This window comes from Haloarcula litorea (assembly GCF_029338195.1).
GTDB classification, from domain to species: domain Archaea; phylum Halobacteriota; class Halobacteria; order Halobacteriales; family Haloarculaceae; genus Haloarcula; species Haloarcula litorea.
Genome location: NZ_CP119779.1, coordinates 937,352 through 954,683, shown reverse-complemented (window position 1 = coordinate 954,683; position 17,332 = coordinate 937,352). Strand labels below are relative to the sequence as shown.

The following is a 17,332-nucleotide window of genomic DNA, read 5'->3' as shown; positions in this document are numbered from 1 at the left end:
CGTCTCAGGCGCTCGGGTCCGCCAGTAAGACGCATTCACTGATAATAAACGACACCGAGCGCTCTGACGAATGGGGAAGATGTTTCCGGCTCTCAGTCGGAGAATATCTCGACCGAGATACTGTTCGCCCGGCTGACAATCAGTCCGGTGACGTCCTCCTCCAGCCGCTTGCCGCTCATCCGGTCGACGGGGCCGGCGACGCTGACGGCACCGACGGCGGTGCCGTCCTCGCCGGTCAGGGGGGCCGCGACGCTGCGCACGCCCGGGGTCTGCTCCTCCCGGTCGAAGGCGACCCCTCGCTCGCGGACGGTCTGGAGCTGGTCCCGCAACGCCCCGGCGTCGGTGACGGTCTGGGCCGTCTCGGGTGTGAGGGTGTGCTCGTCGAGGAAGGCGTCCACCTCGCCGTCCGGCAGGTGGGCGAGGATCGCCTTCCCGGCGGCGCTGGCGTGCAGCGGCGTCCGGCGGCCCTCCCGGTGGCCGATCTCGTCGGCCGCGTCCCCGCGGACGAGGAGGTAGGCGGCGCGGCCGTCCTCCGCGACGACGAGGCTGGCGACCTCGCCACTGGCGCGCGCGAGCCGACGCACGTCCCCGCGGGCCGCCTCGTAGACGGTCAGTCGCTCCCGGGCGCGGGTCCCCAGGTCGAGAAAGCCCGCGCTGAGGCGGTAGCGGCCGTCCTCCCGGACCGCGAAGCCGAGGCGCGTCAGCGTCGTCAGGTGGTTGTGGGCCGCTCCCTTCGAGATGTCGAGCGCGTCGGCGAGTTCGGTGACGCCCGCCTCGCCGCGTTCGACCAGTGCCTCGACGACGCCGAACGTCGTCGCCGTCGCCCCGACGGGGTAGTCGCTCATCGGTCGCTCGTACGCGCCGCCACCATTTAAATACTGTACACTATCAGTGAACGCCGTTCCCGCGGCCGGCCCGAAGTCGTCGATTCCGAATCCCCGCCTCGGCGGGTGTTCGGGAACGTCTGACCGCCGATTCGCGTGCGGTCCGCCGGCGAGACCCGCCGAGGCGTTCACTATCGGTGAACTAAAGGAATCATACGATATCGTATATTTCCGGACAGTAATGCCCTCCGATAGCGTCCAAAAACGCAATACGGGAGTGGTTCTATCAGTGTCTCTCTCACTTACCAAAGAGCTTAAGTAACGGATAATCACATACGACCTGTATGGCGGATCAGCACAACTACGATCGGCGTACCGTCCTCAAACTCGCCAGCGCGGCCGGGATGGCCGGGCTGGCAGGCTGTGGCACCGGCGACCCGTCAGGCGGCGGTGGCGGTGGTAGCGACGGCGGCGACGGCGGCGACGGGGGAGGCGGTGACGGCGGCAGCACGACGACCAGCGGGACCCAGATGGCCGGGAGCGTCCGGGCCTGGAGCTGGGACGTGGCGGCGAAGTCGCTGGACCTGACCGACGACCCCTACGAGGAGGCAAACGGCGGCGACGTCACCGTCGAGCAGTTCGGCCGCTCGAACATGAAGGACAAGTTCAAGTCGCGGCTGCTCTCGGGGTCGGGCGCGCCGGCCATCGCGACGATGGAGAGCGTCGACGCCGCCGCGTGGGTCGACACCGGCGGGCTCCGGGACATCAGCGGCTGGATCGAGGACGCCGGCATCAAGGACGGCTTCGTCTCCGGCAAGTGGGGGCCGCTCACCAAGGACGGCAGCACCTACGCGCTCCCGTGGGACATCGGGCCGGTCGGCTCGTTCTACCGCAACGACGTGGTCCAGGAACACGGCCTCGATATGGACAGCATCGAGACGTGGGACCAGTTCATCGCCGAGGGGGAGAAACTCCCCGACGACATCGCGATGATGAACCTCCCGCCCAACGACTACGACGGGATGTGGCGGATGATGTTCCGCCAGCTGGGCGGGCTGCCCTTTACCGACAGCGGCGCGGTCAACATCCACTCCGACAAGTCCCTGCAGGTGGCCCGCCAGATGAAGGAGGCCCACGACGCCGGCATCACCTCGAGCGTCGCCTCCTGGTCCAGCGAGTGGTTCAACCGCTTCGGCGAGGGATCGATCGCCTCGCTGTACGGCGGCGCGTGGATGGAGGGGACGCTGAAGGCCGAACTCGGCGACACGTCTGGTAACTGGCGCGTGATGCGGCCGCCGGCCTACGAGTCGGGCGGCAACCGCGCGACCAACTGGGGCGGGTCGAACCTCGTCATCGCCGACCAGGTCAGCGACGCCAAGGCCCGGCGGGCGTTCGACTACATGCAGTTCACGCTGGCGAGCAAGGAGATGCAGATCGAGATGTACGAGGGCTTCGGCATCTTCCCGGCGTACAAGCCCGCCTACGAGTCGGACGCCTTCGACTCCGGGTCGGAGTTCCTGGGCGGCCAGGCCGCCGGCCGGATGTTCGCCGAGATCGCCCCGGAGATCCCCAGCTACGTCTACACCACGGACACGCCCGAGATCACGAAGGCGATGAACACCTATCTCGGACAGATGATCGACGGCTCCATCACGCCGAAAGAGGCCGTCGACCAGGCCGCACAGCAGGTGGCCGAACGGACCGACCGGGACCTCGCGTAGCGACCCCGTATGTCCGTCACCTCGCAGGTCGGCGAGCGGGTCGACGCCGTTCGCCAGCGCGCACGCTCGGCGGTCGAGCCGGTCCTCCGGGCCGGCGTCGACGCCGTCCGCCCGGTCCGGCAGCGGCAGATCCGCTACACGCGGGACCTGGCAGACCGGTCGCCCGTCTCCGTGAGCGTGCCGTACCTCTTCCTGGCTCCGTTCTTCGTCCTGTTCACCACGTTCCTGGCGTTCCCGATCCTCTACACGGTGTACCTCTCGTTCCACAACTACCAGGGGATCGGGTCGGCGACGCTGCTGTGGATCGACGTCGGGCCGATCGACTTCCAACTGACGCGTATCGCGAACCTGGAGTACGTCGGCCTGGCGAACTACCAGCGCCTGCTCGGCGACGGCCTGTTCCACAACGCCCTGGCGAACACCTCCTTCATCCTGTTCGTCCAGGTGCCGCTGATGATCGGGCTGGCGCTGGCGCTGGCCCTGGCGCTGAACGCCTCGTGGATGCGGTTCAAGGGCGTCTTCCGGACGACCATCGCCCTGCCCGTCTCGGCGAACCTCGTCGCGTACGCGACCGTCTTCCTCCTCTTGCTCCAGGAGTTCGGCCTGGTCAACTACGTCCTGACCGGGCTGGGGCTGCCCCGTGTCCCCTGGCTCAGCGGCGGCACGCAGATACTCGGGCCGCTCGCGGGCGTCCTGGGCGACGGGTTCTGGCCGCGGCTCTCGCTGGTGCTGGCGGTCACCTGGCGCTGGACCGGGTACAACATGATCATCCTGCTGGCGGGGCTCCAGAACGTCCCGACCCAGCTGTACGAGGCCGCCGAGATCGACGGCGCGAACCGCTGGGAGAAGTTCCGGTACGTGACGCTGCCCCAGCTGCGGCCGGTGTTGCTGTTCGTCGTCGTCACCTCGACCATCGGGACCTTCCGGCTGTTCTCCGAGCCGCTGATCGTCTCGGAGGGCGGCGCGCCGCTTCGGGCCACCCGGACGCTGGTGATGTACATCTACAATATGGCGTTCCAGCAGTTCCAGCTGGGCTACGCCAGCGCGATGACCGTCGTCCTCGTGGGCATCGTCGCCGTCCTCTCGGTCGTCCAGATCAGCATCGGAGGTGACGACGATGCGTGAGGACACCCGGCGGGACGCCGTCTGGAAGTTCCTCGGCTACGCGTTCGTCCTCCTGCTGGTCGTGTTGATGATGGTCCCGATCTACTGGATCGTCGTCGCCTCGACCCTGCCCGAGCAGGCGTTCCTGGCGGCCGGGACCGACCCGCGGCTGATCCCCGGGACCCACTTCCTGTCGAACCTCGAGGCGTTGCAGTCCAGACAGGGGGTGAACTTCATCCGCAGCATCGGCAACTCCGTGCTCATCGCCGTGGTGTACACGCTGCTGTCGCTGGTGCTGTGCTCGATGGGCGGGTTCGCGTTCGCGAAGTACGACTTCCGGGCGAAGGAACCCATCTTCTACACCATCCTGGCGACGCTGACGCTGCCGATCCAGCTGCTGGTCATCCCGCTGTTCCTGATGATCTCCCAGATGGGCCTGACCAACAGCTACTGGGCCATCATCCTGCCGTGGGCCGCGAACCCGCTGGGGATCTTCCTGATGCGCCAGAACATGAAGCAGATCCCCGACGCCCTGCTGGAGTCGGCCCGCATCGACGGCGCGACGGAGTTCCAGCTGTACTACCGCATCGCCCTGCCGACGATGAAGTCGTCGCTGGCGGCGCTTGCCATCGTCCTGTTCCTCTTCCAGTGGAACCTGTTCCTGTTCCCGCTGGTCGTGCTCGAACAGGGCAAGTACACCATCCCCGTCGCGATCAACCAGATCGTCGGCGCACAGCGGGTGTACTACGACCAGATTATGGTGGCGGCGGCACTGAGCATCATCCCGCTGTTCCTGCTGTTCATCTTCCTGCAACGGCAGTTCGTCAGCGGGATCCTCGCGGGGTCTATCAAAGAATAATGGCACGAATCGACCTAGACACGATACGGAAGGAGTTCAGCGACCCCGACGCGGGCACCATCGTCGCCGTCGAGGACCTCGACCTGACGGTCCGGGACGGGGAGTTCCTCGTCCTCGTCGGCCCCTCGGGCTGTGGCAAGACGACGACGCTGCGCTCGGTCGCTGGGCTCGAGGAGGTAACGTCGGGCACCATCACCTTCGACGACGCGGACGTGACCGACCTGCGGGCACGCGACCGCGACGTCGCGATGGTGTTCCAGAACTACGCGCTGTACCCGCATATGAACGTGCGGCGCAACATCGGCTTCGGCCTGCGCCTGTCCTCGGAGCTGTCCGGCGAGGAGATCGACCAGCGGGTCGACGAGGCCGCCGAGATGCTGGGGATCTCCGAGCTGTTGATCAAGAAACCCCGAGACCTCTCGGGGGGCCAACAGCAGCGGGTCGCACTCGGACGGGCCATCGTCCGCGACCCCGAGGTGTTCCTGATGGACGAGCCGCTCTCGAACCTGGACGCGAAGCTCCGGGCCCAGATGCGGACCGAACTCCAGGAACTCCAGCACGAACTGGACGTGACCACGGTGTACGTCACTCACGACCAGACGGAGGCGATGGCGATGGGCGACCGCATCGCCGTGATGAACGACGGCGAGCTCCAGCAGGTCGGCACCGCCGAGGAGGTGTACCGGACGCCGGAAAACGAGTTCGTCGCGGACTTCATCGGCAGCCCGAGCATCAACCTCTTCACCGCCGAGGTCGACGGCGAGACGCTGCACGGGCCGGGCGGTTTCAGCTACCGGCTCTCGGAGGCCGGGCCGCTGGGCGACCGCGACCGCGTCCGCGTCGGCATCCGCCCGGAGGACCTCCGGCTGACCGAGTCCGGCAACGAGGCGACGGTGACCGTCGTCGAACCGATGGGCAACGAGAACTTCCTCTATATGCGGATGGGCGACCACGACGTGACCGCCCGCATCGACCCGAGCGTGCGGCCCGACCCCGACGAGACGGTCACGCTCGGGTTCGACGAGGCGTCGCTGTACCTCTTCGACGCGGCGACCGGCGACGCCCTGAAGACCAAGACCGAGGACACGGACGTTGCGGTGAGTGACTACGTCGCGAGCGACTCAACATGATCATCACTGACTACGATCTCTACGAGGTACCGCCGCGCTGGCTGTTCCTGCGCCTGGAGACCAGCAGCGGGCTGGTCGGCTGGGGGGAACCCGTCGTCGAGGGGCGGGCCCGCACCGTCAGGACGGCCGTCGAGGAGCTACTCGACACCTACCTGCTGGGCGAGGACCCCCTCGCGATCGAGGACCACTGGCAGACCATGTACCGCGGCGGGTTCTACCGCGGCGGCCCGGTCCTGATGAGCGCCATCGCGGGCATCGACCAGGCGCTGTGGGACATCAAGGGCAAGTACTTCGAGGCACCGGTCTACGAGCTGCTGGGCGGCAAGGCCCGCGAGCGGATGCGGGTCTACCAGTGGGTCGGCGGCGACCGACCGGAGGGGGTCGCCGACGCCGCCCGCGAGAAGGTCGAGGAGGGGTTCACGGCGCTGAAGATGAACGCCACGCCGGAACTGCGCCACGTCGACTCGCCGGCGGCCGTCCGGGCAGCCGAGGACCGCATCGCCGCGGTCCGGGAGGCCGTCGGTCAGGACGTGGACATCGGCGTCGACTTCCACGGCCGCGTCTCGAAGTCGATGGCGAAGCGGCTCGCCAAGGCCCTGGAGCCGTACGACCCGATGTTCGTCGAGGAGCCCGTCCTCCCCGAGCACAACGAGGCGCTGCCGGAGATCGCCGAGCACACGACTACCCCCATCGCCACCGGCGAGCGGATGTTCTCCCGGTGGGACTTCAAGGAGATCTTCGAGCAGGGCTGTGTCGACGTCATCCAGCCCGACCTCTCCCACGCCGGCGGCATCACCGAGGTCAAGAAGATCGCGGCGATGGCCGAGGCCTACGACGTGGCGATGGCCCCCCACTGTCCGCTGGGGCCGATCGCGCTGGCCTCCTGTCTCCAGGTCGACGCCTGCTCGCCGGCGGCGCTCATCCAGGAACAGAGCCTGGACATCCACTACAACGAGACCAGCGACGTGCTCGACTACCTCGCGGACCCCTCGGTGTTCGAGTACCGGGACGGCTACGTCGACCTGCCGGACGGTCCCGGCCTCGGGGTCGACGTCGACCACGACCACGTCCGCGAGCAGGCCGGCGACGTCGACTGGCACAACCCCGTCTGGCGACACGACGACGGGAGCGTCGCGGAGTGGTGAGATGAGCCTGCCCGACACCACCTGCCGGCGGTTCGCGGACGCGGTCGCTATCGTCACCGGCTCCACGCGGGGGATCGGGGCGGGGATCGCCCGCCGGCTGGCCGCCGAGGGGGCCAGCGTCGTCGTCTCCGGGCGCTCGACCGACGCCGGCGAGGCGACCGCCGAGTCGATCCGCGAGGCCGGCGGCGAGGCGCAGTTCGTCGCGGCGGACATGCGCGACCCCGACGCCATCGCGGCGCTGATCGAGGCGACCGTCGAGCGGTTCGGCGGGCTGGACGTGCTGGTCAACAACGCCGGCGTCGAGACCTACACCGCCGCCGACGAGGCCGAGATCGACGACTGGGAGTTCGTCGTCGAGACGGACTTCCGGGGGTACTGGCTGGCCGCGAGACACGCCGCCGACGCCATCGAGGAGGGCGCGATCGTCAACGTCTCCTCGAACCACGCCCGCTCGACGACGCCGGAGATCTTCCCCTACAACGCCGTGAAGGCGGGGATCGACGGGATGAGCCGTGCGATGGCGCTGGATCTCGGTCCCGACGTCCGTGTCAACACGGTCAATCCGGGCTGGGTCGCCGTCGACCGCACCACCGGCGACATGAGCGCACAGCGCCGCCGCGAACTGGCGAGCATCCACCCGACCGGCCGCATCGGTACCCCAGAGGACGTCGCCGCCGCCGTCGCCTTCCTCGCCAGCGACGAGGCCGGCTTCGTCACCGGTGCGGACCTGCTGGTCGACGGCGGGCGGACCGCCGTGATGCAGGACGACTTCCTGCCGGACTACCGCCAGCGCCGGGAGGAGTGACGCCGGACGACACCGCCGCTCGCCGGCGGGAAAACAGAGCGCGAGAACGGCCCTAGAAGGGCGCTTCGGGGCCTTCGTCGTCGCCGCCGACGTCGCCGCCGCGGGAGTCGCCGCCGGGGAACGAGGGGCTCATCCCGCTGCCGCCGGCCATCCCCTCCTGCTGTTCCATCCCGGTGCGGGCCTCGACGGTCTCGATCTCCGGGATCTCCTTGGTCATACGGGTCTTGATCGCCTGGATGGTCATCGGGGAGATGCCACAGCCCGAACAGGCACCGCCCAGGCGGATGGTGACGCTGCCCGCCTCGCGGTCGATCTCCTCGATGGCCGCGCTGCCGCCGTGCATCTGGATCTGCGGGAAGTTCCGGCGCAGGAAGTTCGTGATGCGCTCGCGCAGGTCGTCCCCGTCGTCGGTCTCCGTGCTCATAGTGGGTCAACCTCGGTGCCGGGACGACAAAGACCTTTGGACTGTGGTGTTCGGTCGGTGCCTCCGGCGGCCGGCCGCACCAAGATTCAAGCCCGCGGCGGTCCCCGTCCGACCATGGGAGACGGTGACACGAGCGACGCGATGCGACGGTTCCCGGTCCCCGACCGCGAGGAACTGCCCGCGGACGTCCGCGAGCGAATCGACGAGGAGACCGACCGGGCGGGGTTCACGCCGAACGTGTTCCCGGCGATGGCCTACCGGCCCGAGCACTTCCGGGCGTTCGTCGCCTACCACGACGCGCTGGTGGAGGCGACCGAACTCGAACGGGCGGAGGTAGAGATGCTCGTCGTCGCGGTCAGTGGCGTCAACGACTGCCTGTACTGCGTGGTCGCCCACGGCGCGCTCCTGCGCATCTACGCGGACGCGCCGGAACTGGCCGAGCAGCTGGCGACGAACCACCGGACGGCCGAGGTCGGGGACGCTCACCGCGAGATGCTGGACTTCGCCGTGAAACTGACCGAGCGGCCGGCGGAGGTGACCGAGGCCGACATCGAGGCCCTGGAGGAGGTGGGGTTCAGCCGCCGGGCCGTCTGGGACGTGGGGAACGTCGTCGCCTTCTTCAACCTCTCGAACAGGCTGGCCCATCTCGCGGACATGCGACCGAACGAGGAGTTCTACACGATGGGACGGGGGTGAGTCGCCGGGACGGCGAGCACCCGGTCGGCGACCACAAGCCGAACTCATCGGGACGATGCCTCCGCGTAACTATCTCCGCCATTCCCGGACACTGCGACACCGACGCTCTCAGCGACGCCGACCGCGACCCCGACCGAATCGAGCGGATCCGGCGGGGGAGGGGACGGATCGGGACGTGACCCGGACCCCCCGGAACGGGACGACGGGGGATCGTCGGGGAGCCAGGAGCGCGTCGACGACGATCGGTCCACGCCGGTCCCGGTCCAACCGCGGGTCACTCGGCGGCCGACGGCCGAGGGTATCCGGGTGGTCTTCCGCGACGTGAACGACGGGACGACGCTCACGCCGGGAGTCGCGACCGGATCGGACGCACCGGTGGCCCTGACGACCCTCGGAGTCACGTTCGGGGCCGAACGCGACGCCGTCGCCGCGACCGTCGGGTCCGCACGGACGGAGTCCGGTCGACTGGGCTCGGTCGAACGCGGTACCGTGGTCCGGTATCTCCCGGTCGCGAGTGCGGCGGAGCCGACGGCGGTCGGCCGGGTCGAGTACGCCGTCCGCGTCGACGAGCGCGCGCTCCCGGCGGCGTCGCGGGACTCGCTGACCCTCTACCGTGCCACCGGCGAGGGCTGGCGGCGGCTGGACACGCGGACGAACGCGAGCGCGGACCGGCTCCGGGCCAGTGCCGACGGCGTCTCCTCGCTCGCGGTCGTCGCCCTGACGCCGGGCCGCGTCGAGGTGGTCGCGACGACCCAGCCGCCGGACTGGGCCCGGCGCGGCTACGAGGCCAGCGTGACCGCGACGGTCGCGAACCCCGGGGACCGCGCGGCGACCCGGACGCTGTCGGTGACGGTCGACGGGACCGGGGTCGCGAACCGAACGGTGACGGTCGCGCCCGGCCAGCGCCGGAACGTGACGCTCTCGTTCCCGGCCCGGAGCGGGACCGTCGCCGTCGGCGGCGTCGAGGCGGGGTCGATGAGCGTCGGTGGCGGGACGGCGGCGCGGACGACGGCCGGTGCCAGCGGGCCGGGGTTCGGTGCCGCCGGGGCGGCGGTGGCGCTCCTCGTCGCGGCCGCGCTCGCGCGTACCCGCCGGCGGTGAGCGTGTGCGCCCGCCGTCCGCGCCGCCGCCCGCGAGCGGCTACCGGTCGAGGAACTCCGGCCTGTCGGTCGCCTCGGTGCTGTCGACGGACTGGCGGTCCAGCAGCTCCGTCGGTTCCAGCGCCTCGGGCAGGCCGTCCCGACCGCCGGTCGGCGGTTCCCCGGGTTCGACGACGGTGGTCTCGCCCTCGACGAGTTCGGCCCAGACGGCCTCGGGATCGCCGCTCCCGGACCTGGCGGCGTCCTTGGCCTCGTTGCGGCCCTCGTCGTAGGCCAGTTCGACCATGCTCCGGTTGTAGGCGGTGTCCATCTCCGCGTAGATGGCCTCCAGCTCCTCGCGGTTGTACTCGCCGAGGCGTTCGGCGACCCCGATGGCGTAGGCGCGGTCGGTCGCCGCGTCCTTCTCGAGGGTGTCCCAGTCGGCGTCGTACTCCCGCTCGTAGAAGCTCATGTGTCGACCTTCGTCTCCGGATCCACCTGCAGGCCGCGGTCGCCGAAGGAGATCTCGCGGATGTCACAGTCGATGGCGGTCCCGCGCATCTTGATGACCTGGACGCCGCGGGTCATGCTCCCGCCGTCGAGGAAGTTGTGGAAGAAGACGACCCCGTGGGCGAGGTAGTGCTCGTCGCTGTAGGAGGAGGGGTCGGTCATCTCCGAGATGAGGAGGATGGTGGCGTCGGTCTGTTTCAGCGCGGAGAGGAAGCCGGTGATCTCGGCGTCGACGTCCTGCATGAAGTGCTGGAGGAGCATCGTCGAGTCGATGACGACCCGCTGGATGTCGTTCTGCCGGATGTAGGCGACCAGGCGGTTGGTGAGGCCGCCCTCGCTGCCGAACTGGGTGATGGTCCGCTTCCCGTTCTCGGTGACGAGGTTGAGGAACTGCACCGCGTCGGACTGCATCGCGCGGTCGAAGCCGAACTCGTAGCCGGCCATGTCCTGCATCAGTTCCTCCTTGGTCTCGTGCATCGTCACGTAGAGGCAGGTCTCGCCCTCCTTGGCACCCCGCGTGATGAACTGCGAGCAGAAGGTCGTCTTCCCGCTCCCCGGCGGCCCGCTGACGACGTAGAGGCGGTCCGTGAGCAGGCCGCCCTCCACGAGATCGTCGAAGCCGGGGACACCGCTCGAGATTCGCATACCACCAGCGTGCGCCCGTCTGGACATATGTCTTGACCCTCTGTTTTCACCCGTGATAACTCCCCCGTTCGACTCGACGCCCGATACGTCGCGGGAGGGAAACGACGCTGCGAGGGGGTCAGTCCGGGCCGGTCGCGGCCGCCGGCGGCGCGTCGGCCAGGGACAGCAGCGTCTCCGTGCCGTCGGCGTCGAACCGCATCGGTCGCCGCCACCACGGCCCCTTCCCCGAGTCCGAGGACAGGTCGGTGACGAGCCACCCGGCGTCCGTGCCGCCGCTGGGCTCCGACAGCGGGACGACGGTTTCGTAGAGACGTGAGCCGTCGGGGTCACCCACCAGCAGGACCCGCGCGTCGAAGTCGGCGCGCTTGACGTGGGCGTTCGAGTCGAAGGCGGCCCGTTCGCGCTCCGGCAGGTCGCGGTACGCCTCGTCGGTGACGGGCTCGCGCGCCAGCCGGAAGTGGCCGACGACGTGGGCACCCCAGTCGGACGGTGCCCACGCCGGCGGGTCGCCGGTCGTCGTCAGCGTCGCGTAGAAGAACAGGTAGTCGCCGGTCGACAGCTCCGAGAGCGGGCCGGCCTTCACGCCGTGTTCGTCGCCGTAGGTGTAGCGCTCGCCGCCGGCCTCCGGGAACTCGGGATCGAAGTGGACCGGGGTGTCGGCGACCTCGCTCACGTCCGTCGTCAGGTCCAGGTCCGCGTAGGTCGGCACCGGCTCGGCGGTCGGTTCCGACTCCGGGATGGGGACGTACTCGAAGGTCCCGTCGGGGAAGAGCGGCCCGCGGAAGCCGGGTTCGTTGGTGTTGGCCCCGACGTTGATGGCGACGCTGCGCATACCCGTCGATCGGTCCAGACGGGAAAGAGCCTACCGGAGCGACTCCGCACAGGCCCGGCAGTAGTTCACCATCGCGTGGGCCTCGTTCTCGGCTCCGCAGTGTCGGCAGGTGACGGCTCCCGCCGCGTCGCCGGCCGATTCGGGTGTCGTCGTCTGCCCGCCCGCGTCTGCCCGCTCCGCGCCGCCGGCCGTCGTCTCGGGGGACGGGTCACGCCGCCGGACGTAGCGGTACAGCAGGACCTGGAGCAGTCCGAACCCGACGACGTACGCCGTCAACCAGATCCACGTCTCCATACCGCCTTCTGGGAGAAACTCGTACTTCCGTGTTCTCCCCGCAGTTTCAGACCTGATACTGCAAGGTCGTGTCGTCGGCGGGCGCGGAGGGGGCCCGTCTCAGCGGTCCGGCGGCGAGAGGTCCCGCCCGAACTCGTCGAACTGCTCGATGTCCTCCGGGAGGTCGTACTCGAGGCGGCGCTGCTCGCGGCGGTCGACGTTGGCGTCCTCCAGCGGGTCGGCGACGGACTCCCAGCCGTCCTTGACCGCGATCGACTTCGCGGGCGTTCCGGCGGCGATGTGGTGGGCCGGGATGTCCGAACCTGCGATGGACTTCGCGGCGAGGATGCTGTTCCGCCCGACGCGGACGCCCGCCCGGACCATCGAGTCGTAGGTCAGGCGCACGTCGTCCTCGACGATCGTGTGGTAGTTGTCCACGTGTGTCTGGTCGACCACGTCGTGGTCGTGGCTGTAGACGTGGGCGTCGTCGGAGATGGACACCCGGTCGCCGATAGTGAGTTTGCCCCGGTCGTCGAGGTGGACGTCGTCGTGGACGACGACGTTGTCCCCGACCTCGATGTTGTGGCCGTAGGTGAAGGAGATGCCCTTGAAGAACCGACAGTTCTCGCCGCAGTCGGCGAAGAGGTGGTCCGCGAGCATCCGGCGAAAGCGCAGGGCGAACTCGACGTTGTCGGCCATCGGGGTCGCGTCGAACTGCCGCCAGAGCCACTGGAGGTGCTTCGAGCGCTCGAACCGCTCCTCGTCTTTCTCGGCGTAGTACTCGCTCTCAAGCGTCGTGTTGCAGGGATCGTACCCCTGCAGGCGAACCCGTTCGGCGGGCGAGACGTCCCCGCCGTCCTGCCAGCGGTCGTAGGCCTCCCGGTCCCCGTGGAGGTCGACCAGCACGTCGGTCACCACTTCGCAGGTGTCCTCGTCGCCGGCGAGGCGTTCGTCGACTTCGGTGAGGAACGCCTCCAGACCCTCCTCGGCGCGGGGCGGCAGCGACACGTGGCGCTTCGTCATACCCCGTACGTGGCCGCGCTGTCAGATAGGGGTTTCCGTTACGCCGCCGTCGGCCGGTGACACCGGCGTCACCACACCGCCAACGTCTATGCCGCCGCCGCTCCAGTCCCCGGTATGGTCAGGTCGGACTTCATCGTGGAGGTGCGCCGGTACCTCGTCAATCCGGCGGAACACCGCCTGCGAGCGCCGTGGCGCGTCGTGATCTGGTTCTTCCTCACGGCGTTTCTCGTCATCGTCCTGGGGGCGGTGCTCGGACTGGTGCCGCCGCTGGCCGAGCGCGGCCCGCTCGCGGCGGTGTCGGCTATCGGCCGCCGGATCGCGCTGTTCGCCCTGGGCGTCGGCGTCGCGCTCGGGGTCGGCTCCCTGCTGGACCGCCGGCGGCTGGCCGACTACGGCCTGGGGCTCGACGGCCAGTGGTGGCGCGACGCCGGCTTCGGCCTGGCGCTCGGGTTCGGACTCCCGACGGTGGGACTGGTCGCGCTCGCCGGCGTCGGCTACCTCACCGTCGGCGGCGTCCTCGCCGCGAGTCCGACCGACGCCTTCGCGTTCGCGGGCACCGGCCCGCTGGTCCGGCTGGCGCTGCTCGTCCCGTTCTTCCTCGTGCAGGCCAGCGCGGAGGAGATCCTGGTCCGGGGGTACCTGCTGACGAACCTCGCTGAGGGGCTGTCCGGGTGGCTGGGGGCGTGGCGCTCGACCGTCGTCGCCGTGGCGCTCACCGGCGCGCTGTTCGGCGTCCTCCACTGGACCAACCCCGCGTCCTCGACGCTGAGCGTCGCCAACATCACGCTGTACGGCGTCCTGCTGGGCGGCTGTTACGCCCTGACCGGCCGGCTCGGCATCGCCTGTGGGTTCCACGTCGCGTGGAACTACACGCTGGTCCTGTGGGGGTTCCCCGTCAGCGGCATCCGGGCCGGCGTCGCACTCCTGTCCACGCGCGCGACCGGCCCGTCGCTGGTCACGGGCGGGGACTTCGGACTGGAGGGGGGCCTGCTCGCGCTCGCACTCCTCGGCGTCGGGACCGCCGCGCTCTGGTGGTGGGTCCGCCGGGAGTACGGCCGCGTCGAACTGCTGGCGTCGGTCGCGACGCCGGACCTCCGGGTGGCGACCCGCCGCGAGGAGTGAGTCCGCCGCCGGGCGAACCAAGACGTACAAGTGCGCAGCGTGCCAACGCGGCGGTATGAACTACGACACGCTCGGTTCGAGTGGCGTCGAGGTCTCGCAGGTCGGCTTCGGCGCGTGGGTCGTCGGCACCGACTGGTGGGGCGACCGCACCCGCGAGGACGCCGTCGAGATGGTCCAACACGCCGTCGACCGGGGCGTGACCTACGTCGACACCGGCGACGTGTACGGCCACGGCGACAGCGAGGAACTGGTCGGCGAGGCCCTCGCGGAAGTGCGGGACGAGGTGACCGTCTCGACGAAGGTCGGCTACGACTTCTACAACAACCCCCAGGCCGGCCACGGCGAACTCCCGAAGAAGGTGACGCCGGAGTGGATCCGCACGGCGCTTGACCGCTCGCTGGACCGCCTCGGGATGGACCACGTCGAGTTGCTGATGTTGCACAACGCCAACGTCGACGAGGTCGACGAGGACGTCCTGGAGACGCTGGACGAGCTCCGCGAGGAGGGGAAAGTCGAGGCCGTCGGCTGGGCGCTCGGCCCCTCGATCGGGTGGCTCGCGGAGGGCGACGCCGCCGTCGCCGAGGAGTTCGACGCGCTCCAGACGGTGTTCAACGTCTTCGAGCAGACGCCGGGCCGGCACTTCGTCGACACCATCCGCGAGCGGGACGCGAACACTTCCATCATCGCCCGCGTCCCCCACTCCTCTGGCCTGCTGAACGAGCAGGTCACGCCCGAGACGGAGTTGGGCGAGGGCGACCACCGCGCCCACCGGCCGACCGAGTGGTACGAGACCGGCTGGGAGAAGCTGGAGAGCATCCGGTTCCTGGAACGCGCGGACCCGCGGTCCGCGAACGGCGCGAGCGGTGACCAGCCGCGAGCGCGTGACGGCGAGCGCACGATGGCCCAGGCCGCCATCCAGTGGCTCCTCTATCACGACGAGGTCGCGTCGGTCACGCCCACCTTCCGGACGACCGACGACGTCGACGAGTGGGCGGCCGCGCCGGACACGCCCGCCCTCTCGGACGACGAGTACGAGCGCGTCCAGGCGCTGTACGAGGACAACTTCGGCGTCGACCGCGACGACGGGATGGACGCCCTGCGGTCGTCCGTCGGCGGCGAGGACCTGGAGGGCACCGGGATGAAGTCCGCCGGCGACTGAGTCGGCCTCGACGACCGCGTTTTCGACCGACCGCTCCGATCCGAGAGCGGGCGGGCCGTCCCGATCGCGCCGTGATCTGCAATCGACGAGGCGGGGGGCTCGTTACGGGTGGAATCCCGTCCCCGTCGTGTGGTTCGTCACCGCAACCCCTCCGTTTCGACAGGAGATACGCCGCCGTCGTGCGGTTCGGTCGGCGACGGACCACTTTCACTCCGGTCCGTCAGACGGTCGCAAGACGCGGGACGGCGGCGGGTTCGAGGTGAAACGGAGGGGTTCGGGCCGCGTGGACGTGTCACGGGCGGGCCGAGAGCGCCGCCGCTCGGGGACGGACACGGACGAAACGGAGAACCGTCGTCGGCGCGTTACTCGTTCATCAGGCCGCCCTCTTCGACGCGCATCACGGCCTCGCCGTCGGGGAGGTTCGGCGCGTCGACGAGCTTGACGATCCGCTTGTCGCCCTTGGACTTCCGGAGGTAGATCCGGAACGTGGAGGTGTGGCCCAGGATGTTCCCGCCGATGGGCTGGGTCGGGTCCCCGAAGAAGGAGTCGGGGTTGGAGGCGACCTGGTTGGTGACGACGACGGCGGTGTTGTTGAGGTCGCCGACCCGCATCAGGTCGTGGAGGTGTTTGTTGAGCTTCTGCTGGCGCTCGGCGAGTTCGCCGCGGCCGACGTACTCCGCGCGGAAGTGCGCGGTCAGCGAGTCCACCGCGAGCAGCCGGACCGGGAACTCGTCGTCCTGGGTCTCGCTGGCGATCTCCTGGGCCTTCTCGGCCAGCAGGATCTGGTGGTTGGAGTTGAACGCCTTCGCGACGTGGATGTTGTCAAGCACCGCCTCGACGAGGTCGTCGAGCTGGGCCTCGTCGGTCGGGTCGGCCTCGTCCTCGTCGGCGACGCCGTGGAGAACGAGGGTGTCCTCGAGGACGTCGTCCTCGTGGCCCTTGACCATCTGCTCGATCCGCTCGGGGCGGAACGTGTCCTCGGAGTCGATGAAGATCGCGCCGCCCTCCAGGCCACCGTGTTCGGCGGGGAGCTGGACGTTGACGGCCAGCTGGTGGGTCACCTGGGACTTGCCGGCCCCGAACTCGCCGTACACCTCGGTGATCGACTGGGTCTCGACGCCGCCGCCCAGCAGGTCGTCGACCTCGTCGACGCTCCAGGAGAGCTTGCCGATCTGTTCGCGCCGCTCCAGGACCGTCGACCCGGTCTCGAAGCCGCCGATGTCGGCGGCCTCGCGGGCGGCGTTGATGATGTCGGCGGCCGAGGACTCGCCGATGTCGGCCGTGTTCGACAGCTCGCCGGGGGAGGCGACGGCGATCCCCTGGTAGGAGTCGAACCCGTTGTCTTTGAGCTTCTCCGCTGTCGCCGGGCCGACGCCCGGCAGGTCTTCGAGGTCCTCGCTTGCGGACATAGACGTGGCTTACGCCCGGTGGTACATAAACCCCCGTTAACAGGAGAGTGAAAGTGAAACTGGGCGGCGGCGGGGGGCCGAGGGACCAGTCGGTGCGAAGGTTCAGGAGGGGTGAGGGGTCAGAGCCGGCCGCTGCCGACGTAGGCCAGTCCGAACGCGCCGGCCAGGACCAGCCCGTCGAACAGCGGCCCGGTCGTCGAGAACAGCCGCGGGCCGAGCGCGCCCGCCAGCACCAGTCCCCCGAAGACCGCCGACGGGAGCGGATTGGCCGCGAGCGAGGTGCCGAAGGCCCGGAACGACCAGTAGACGTTCCGGGCGGCCCCGGCGAGTGAGACGGTCGCCGCGGGTTCGTCGGCCGCCGCGAACCGGTCGAGGTCCGTCGCCGGGACGGCGACGAGGTCCCCAGTGTGTGCCCGGCGGCCGTCGGCGTCGCTCACCCGCAGGAGGGTCACGCTGTCGTCCGGCGTGCCGACGACGCGGTAGATCCCCGCCGCGTGGTCGTCGCCGCTGTCGTCGTCCAGACGGAGGTGGTCGCCCACGTCCGGATCGGTCACCGCGCCGTCGCTCATCCG

Annotated in this window: 19 protein-coding genes; 10 read left to right on the top strand and 9 right to left on the bottom strand. The window is 69.5% G+C overall.

Going from position 1 to position 17,332, the window contains the following annotated elements:
• Positions 1-92: 92 nt before the first annotated feature.
• Positions 93-845, bottom strand: coding sequence for an IclR family transcriptional regulator (locus tag P0592_RS05075; protein WP_276273189.1), 753 nt, complete (start codon positions 843-845; stop codon positions 93-95).
• A gap of 323 nt (positions 846-1,168) precedes the next feature.
• On the opposite strand from P0592_RS05075, the gene P0592_RS05070 reads away from it, so the two are divergent.
• From P0592_RS05070 to P0592_RS05045, 6 genes are read left to right on the top strand one after another with little or no spacing between them, the layout of a single operon-like run.
• Positions 1,169-2,545: an extracellular solute-binding protein gene (locus P0592_RS05070; RefSeq protein WP_276273188.1), complete on the top strand. Its 1,377-nt coding sequence runs from the start codon at positions 1,169-1,171 to the stop codon at positions 2,543-2,545.
• Positions 2,546-2,554: 9 nt separating this feature from the next.
• Entirely contained in the window at positions 2,555-3,670 is a 1,116-nt protein-coding gene (locus tag P0592_RS05065; protein ID WP_276273187.1) for a carbohydrate ABC transporter permease, read from the top strand.
• Positions 3,663-4,508 carry a carbohydrate ABC transporter permease gene (locus P0592_RS05060; RefSeq protein ID WP_276273186.1) on the top strand — a complete coding sequence of 282 codons (846 nt, stop codon included), beginning with the start codon at positions 3,663-3,665 and terminating at the stop codon, positions 4,506-4,508. The genes P0592_RS05065 and P0592_RS05060 overlap by 8 nt, the downstream gene beginning before the upstream one ends.
• Positions 4,508-5,638, top strand: coding sequence for an ABC transporter ATP-binding protein (locus P0592_RS05055; RefSeq protein ID WP_276273185.1), 1,131 nt, complete (start codon positions 4,508-4,510; stop codon positions 5,636-5,638). Before P0592_RS05060 ends, P0592_RS05055 begins: the two co-directional genes overlap by 1 nt.
• Positions 5,635-6,783 carry a galactonate dehydratase gene (gene dgoD / locus P0592_RS05050; protein WP_276273184.1) on the top strand — a complete coding sequence of 383 codons (1,149 nt, stop codon included), beginning with the start codon at positions 5,635-5,637 and terminating at the stop codon, positions 6,781-6,783. Before P0592_RS05055 ends, dgoD begins: the two co-directional genes overlap by 4 nt.
• A 1-nt stretch (position 6,784) precedes the next feature.
• Positions 6,785-7,588 carry an SDR family NAD(P)-dependent oxidoreductase gene (locus P0592_RS05045; protein WP_276273183.1) on the top strand — a complete coding sequence of 268 codons (804 nt, stop codon included), beginning with the start codon at positions 6,785-6,787 and terminating at the stop codon, positions 7,586-7,588.
• A 52-nt stretch (positions 7,589-7,640) separates the two neighbouring features.
• On the opposite strand, the gene P0592_RS05040 is transcribed toward P0592_RS05045, so the two are convergent.
• A complete protein-coding gene (locus P0592_RS05040) occupies positions 7,641-8,012 on the bottom strand; it encodes a NifU family protein (protein ID WP_276273182.1) in 372 nt (123 codons plus the stop codon).
• 114 nt (positions 8,013-8,126) lie between these two features.
• On the opposite strand from P0592_RS05040, the gene P0592_RS05035 reads away from it, so the two are divergent.
• Positions 8,127-8,708 (top strand): peroxidase-related enzyme, encoded by a 582-nt coding sequence (locus P0592_RS05035; protein WP_276273181.1) that lies wholly within the window; start codon positions 8,127-8,129, stop codon positions 8,706-8,708.
• A 306-nt stretch (positions 8,709-9,014) separates the two neighbouring features.
• Positions 9,015-9,809, top strand: coding sequence for a CARDB domain-containing protein (locus tag P0592_RS05030; RefSeq protein ID WP_276273180.1), 795 nt, complete (start codon positions 9,015-9,017; stop codon positions 9,807-9,809).
• Between the two features lie 39 nt (positions 9,810-9,848).
• On the opposite strand, the gene P0592_RS05025 is transcribed toward P0592_RS05030, so the two are convergent.
• The 5 genes from P0592_RS05025 to P0592_RS05005 form a co-directional block, all read right to left on the bottom strand.
• Complete coding sequence (locus P0592_RS05025; protein ID WP_276273179.1) at positions 9,849-10,259, bottom strand: DUF8057 family protein; 411 nt, start codon at positions 10,257-10,259, stop codon at positions 9,849-9,851.
• Positions 10,256-10,942, bottom strand: a complete 687-nt coding sequence (locus P0592_RS05020) for an RAD55 family ATPase (protein ID WP_276273178.1) — start codon at positions 10,940-10,942, stop codon at positions 10,256-10,258. The genes P0592_RS05025 and P0592_RS05020 overlap by 4 nt, the downstream gene beginning before the upstream one ends.
• 118 nt (positions 10,943-11,060) lie before the next feature.
• Positions 11,061-11,774, bottom strand: coding sequence for an Nmad3 family putative nucleotide modification protein (locus tag P0592_RS05015; RefSeq protein ID WP_276273177.1), 714 nt, complete (start codon positions 11,772-11,774; stop codon positions 11,061-11,063).
• 30 nt (positions 11,775-11,804) lie between these two features.
• Entirely contained in the window at positions 11,805-12,068 is a 264-nt protein-coding gene (locus P0592_RS05010; protein WP_276273176.1) for a DUF7577 domain-containing protein, read from the bottom strand.
• A gap of 99 nt (positions 12,069-12,167) precedes the next feature.
• On the bottom strand, positions 12,168-13,070 hold the full coding sequence (locus tag P0592_RS05005) for an acyltransferase (RefSeq protein ID WP_276273175.1): 903 nt from the start codon (positions 13,068-13,070) through the stop codon (positions 12,168-12,170).
• A gap of 114 nt (positions 13,071-13,184) precedes the next feature.
• On the opposite strand from P0592_RS05005, the gene P0592_RS05000 reads away from it, so the two are divergent.
• Both P0592_RS05000 and P0592_RS04995 read left to right on the top strand, forming a co-directional pair.
• Positions 13,185-14,192: a CPBP family intramembrane glutamic endopeptidase gene (locus P0592_RS05000; RefSeq protein WP_276273174.1), complete on the top strand. Its 1,008-nt coding sequence runs from the start codon at positions 13,185-13,187 to the stop codon at positions 14,190-14,192.
• A gap of 55 nt (positions 14,193-14,247) precedes the next feature.
• A complete protein-coding gene (locus P0592_RS04995; protein WP_276273173.1) occupies positions 14,248-15,351 on the top strand; it encodes an aldo/keto reductase in 1,104 nt (367 codons plus the stop codon).
• Positions 15,352-15,713: 362 nt separating this feature from the next.
• Here P0592_RS04995 and radA read toward each other — a convergent pair whose 3' ends face one another.
• Together radA and P0592_RS04985 are read right to left on the bottom strand one after the other, a co-directional pair.
• Positions 15,714-16,760 (bottom strand): DNA repair and recombination protein RadA, encoded by a 1,047-nt coding sequence (gene radA / locus P0592_RS04990; RefSeq protein WP_276273172.1) that lies wholly within the window; start codon positions 16,758-16,760, stop codon positions 15,714-15,716.
• Positions 16,761-16,879: 119 nt separating this feature from the next.
• Positions 16,880-17,329, bottom strand: a complete 450-nt coding sequence (locus P0592_RS04985; protein WP_276273171.1) for a hypothetical protein — start codon at positions 17,327-17,329, stop codon at positions 16,880-16,882.
• Positions 17,330-17,332 lie beyond the last annotated feature (3 nt).

Excerpts from the sequence above, each read along its gene's own strand:
- P0592_RS05035 (WP_276273181.1), top strand. The coding sequence starts at position 8,127 with ATGGGAGACGGTGACACGAGCGACGCGATGCGACGGTTCCCGGTCCCC.
- P0592_RS05065 (WP_276273187.1), top strand. The coding sequence starts at position 2,555 with ATGTCCGTCACCTCGCAGGTCGGCGAGCGGGTCGACGCCGTTCGCCAG.
- P0592_RS05055 (WP_276273185.1), top strand. The coding sequence starts at position 4,508 with ATGGCACGAATCGACCTAGACACGATACGGAAGGAGTTCAGCGACCCC.
- P0592_RS05000 (WP_276273174.1), top strand. The coding sequence starts at position 13,185 with ATGGTCAGGTCGGACTTCATCGTGGAGGTGCGCCGGTACCTCGTCAAT.
- radA (WP_276273172.1), bottom strand. The coding sequence starts at position 16,760 with ATGTCCGCAAGCGAGGACCTCGAAGACCTGCCGGGCGTCGGCCCGGCG.
- P0592_RS05040 (WP_276273182.1), bottom strand. The coding sequence starts at position 8,012 with ATGAGCACGGAGACCGACGACGGGGACGACCTGCGCGAGCGCATCACG.
- dgoD (WP_276273184.1), top strand. The coding sequence starts at position 5,635 with ATGATCATCACTGACTACGATCTCTACGAGGTACCGCCGCGCTGGCTG.
- P0592_RS05005 (WP_276273175.1), bottom strand. The coding sequence starts at position 13,070 with ATGACGAAGCGCCACGTGTCGCTGCCGCCCCGCGCCGAGGAGGGTCTG.
- P0592_RS05060 (WP_276273186.1), top strand. The coding sequence starts at position 3,663 with ATGCGTGAGGACACCCGGCGGGACGCCGTCTGGAAGTTCCTCGGCTAC.
- P0592_RS04985 (WP_276273171.1), bottom strand. The coding sequence starts at position 17,329 with ATGAGCGACGGCGCGGTGACCGATCCGGACGTGGGCGACCACCTCCGT.
- P0592_RS05075 (WP_276273189.1), bottom strand. The coding sequence starts at position 845 with ATGAGCGACTACCCCGTCGGGGCGACGGCGACGACGTTCGGCGTCGTC.
- P0592_RS05015 (WP_276273177.1), bottom strand. The coding sequence starts at position 11,774 with ATGCGCAGCGTCGCCATCAACGTCGGGGCCAACACCAACGAACCCGGC.
- P0592_RS05070 (WP_276273188.1), top strand. The coding sequence starts at position 1,169 with ATGGCGGATCAGCACAACTACGATCGGCGTACCGTCCTCAAACTCGCC.
- P0592_RS04995 (WP_276273173.1), top strand. The coding sequence starts at position 14,248 with ATGAACTACGACACGCTCGGTTCGAGTGGCGTCGAGGTCTCGCAGGTC.
- P0592_RS05020 (WP_276273178.1), bottom strand. The coding sequence starts at position 10,942 with ATGCGAATCTCGAGCGGTGTCCCCGGCTTCGACGATCTCGTGGAGGGC.
- P0592_RS05010 (WP_276273176.1), bottom strand. The coding sequence starts at position 12,068 with ATGGAGACGTGGATCTGGTTGACGGCGTACGTCGTCGGGTTCGGACTG.
- P0592_RS05025 (WP_276273179.1), bottom strand. The coding sequence starts at position 10,259 with ATGAGCTTCTACGAGCGGGAGTACGACGCCGACTGGGACACCCTCGAG.
- P0592_RS05045 (WP_276273183.1), top strand. The coding sequence starts at position 6,785 with ATGAGCCTGCCCGACACCACCTGCCGGCGGTTCGCGGACGCGGTCGCT.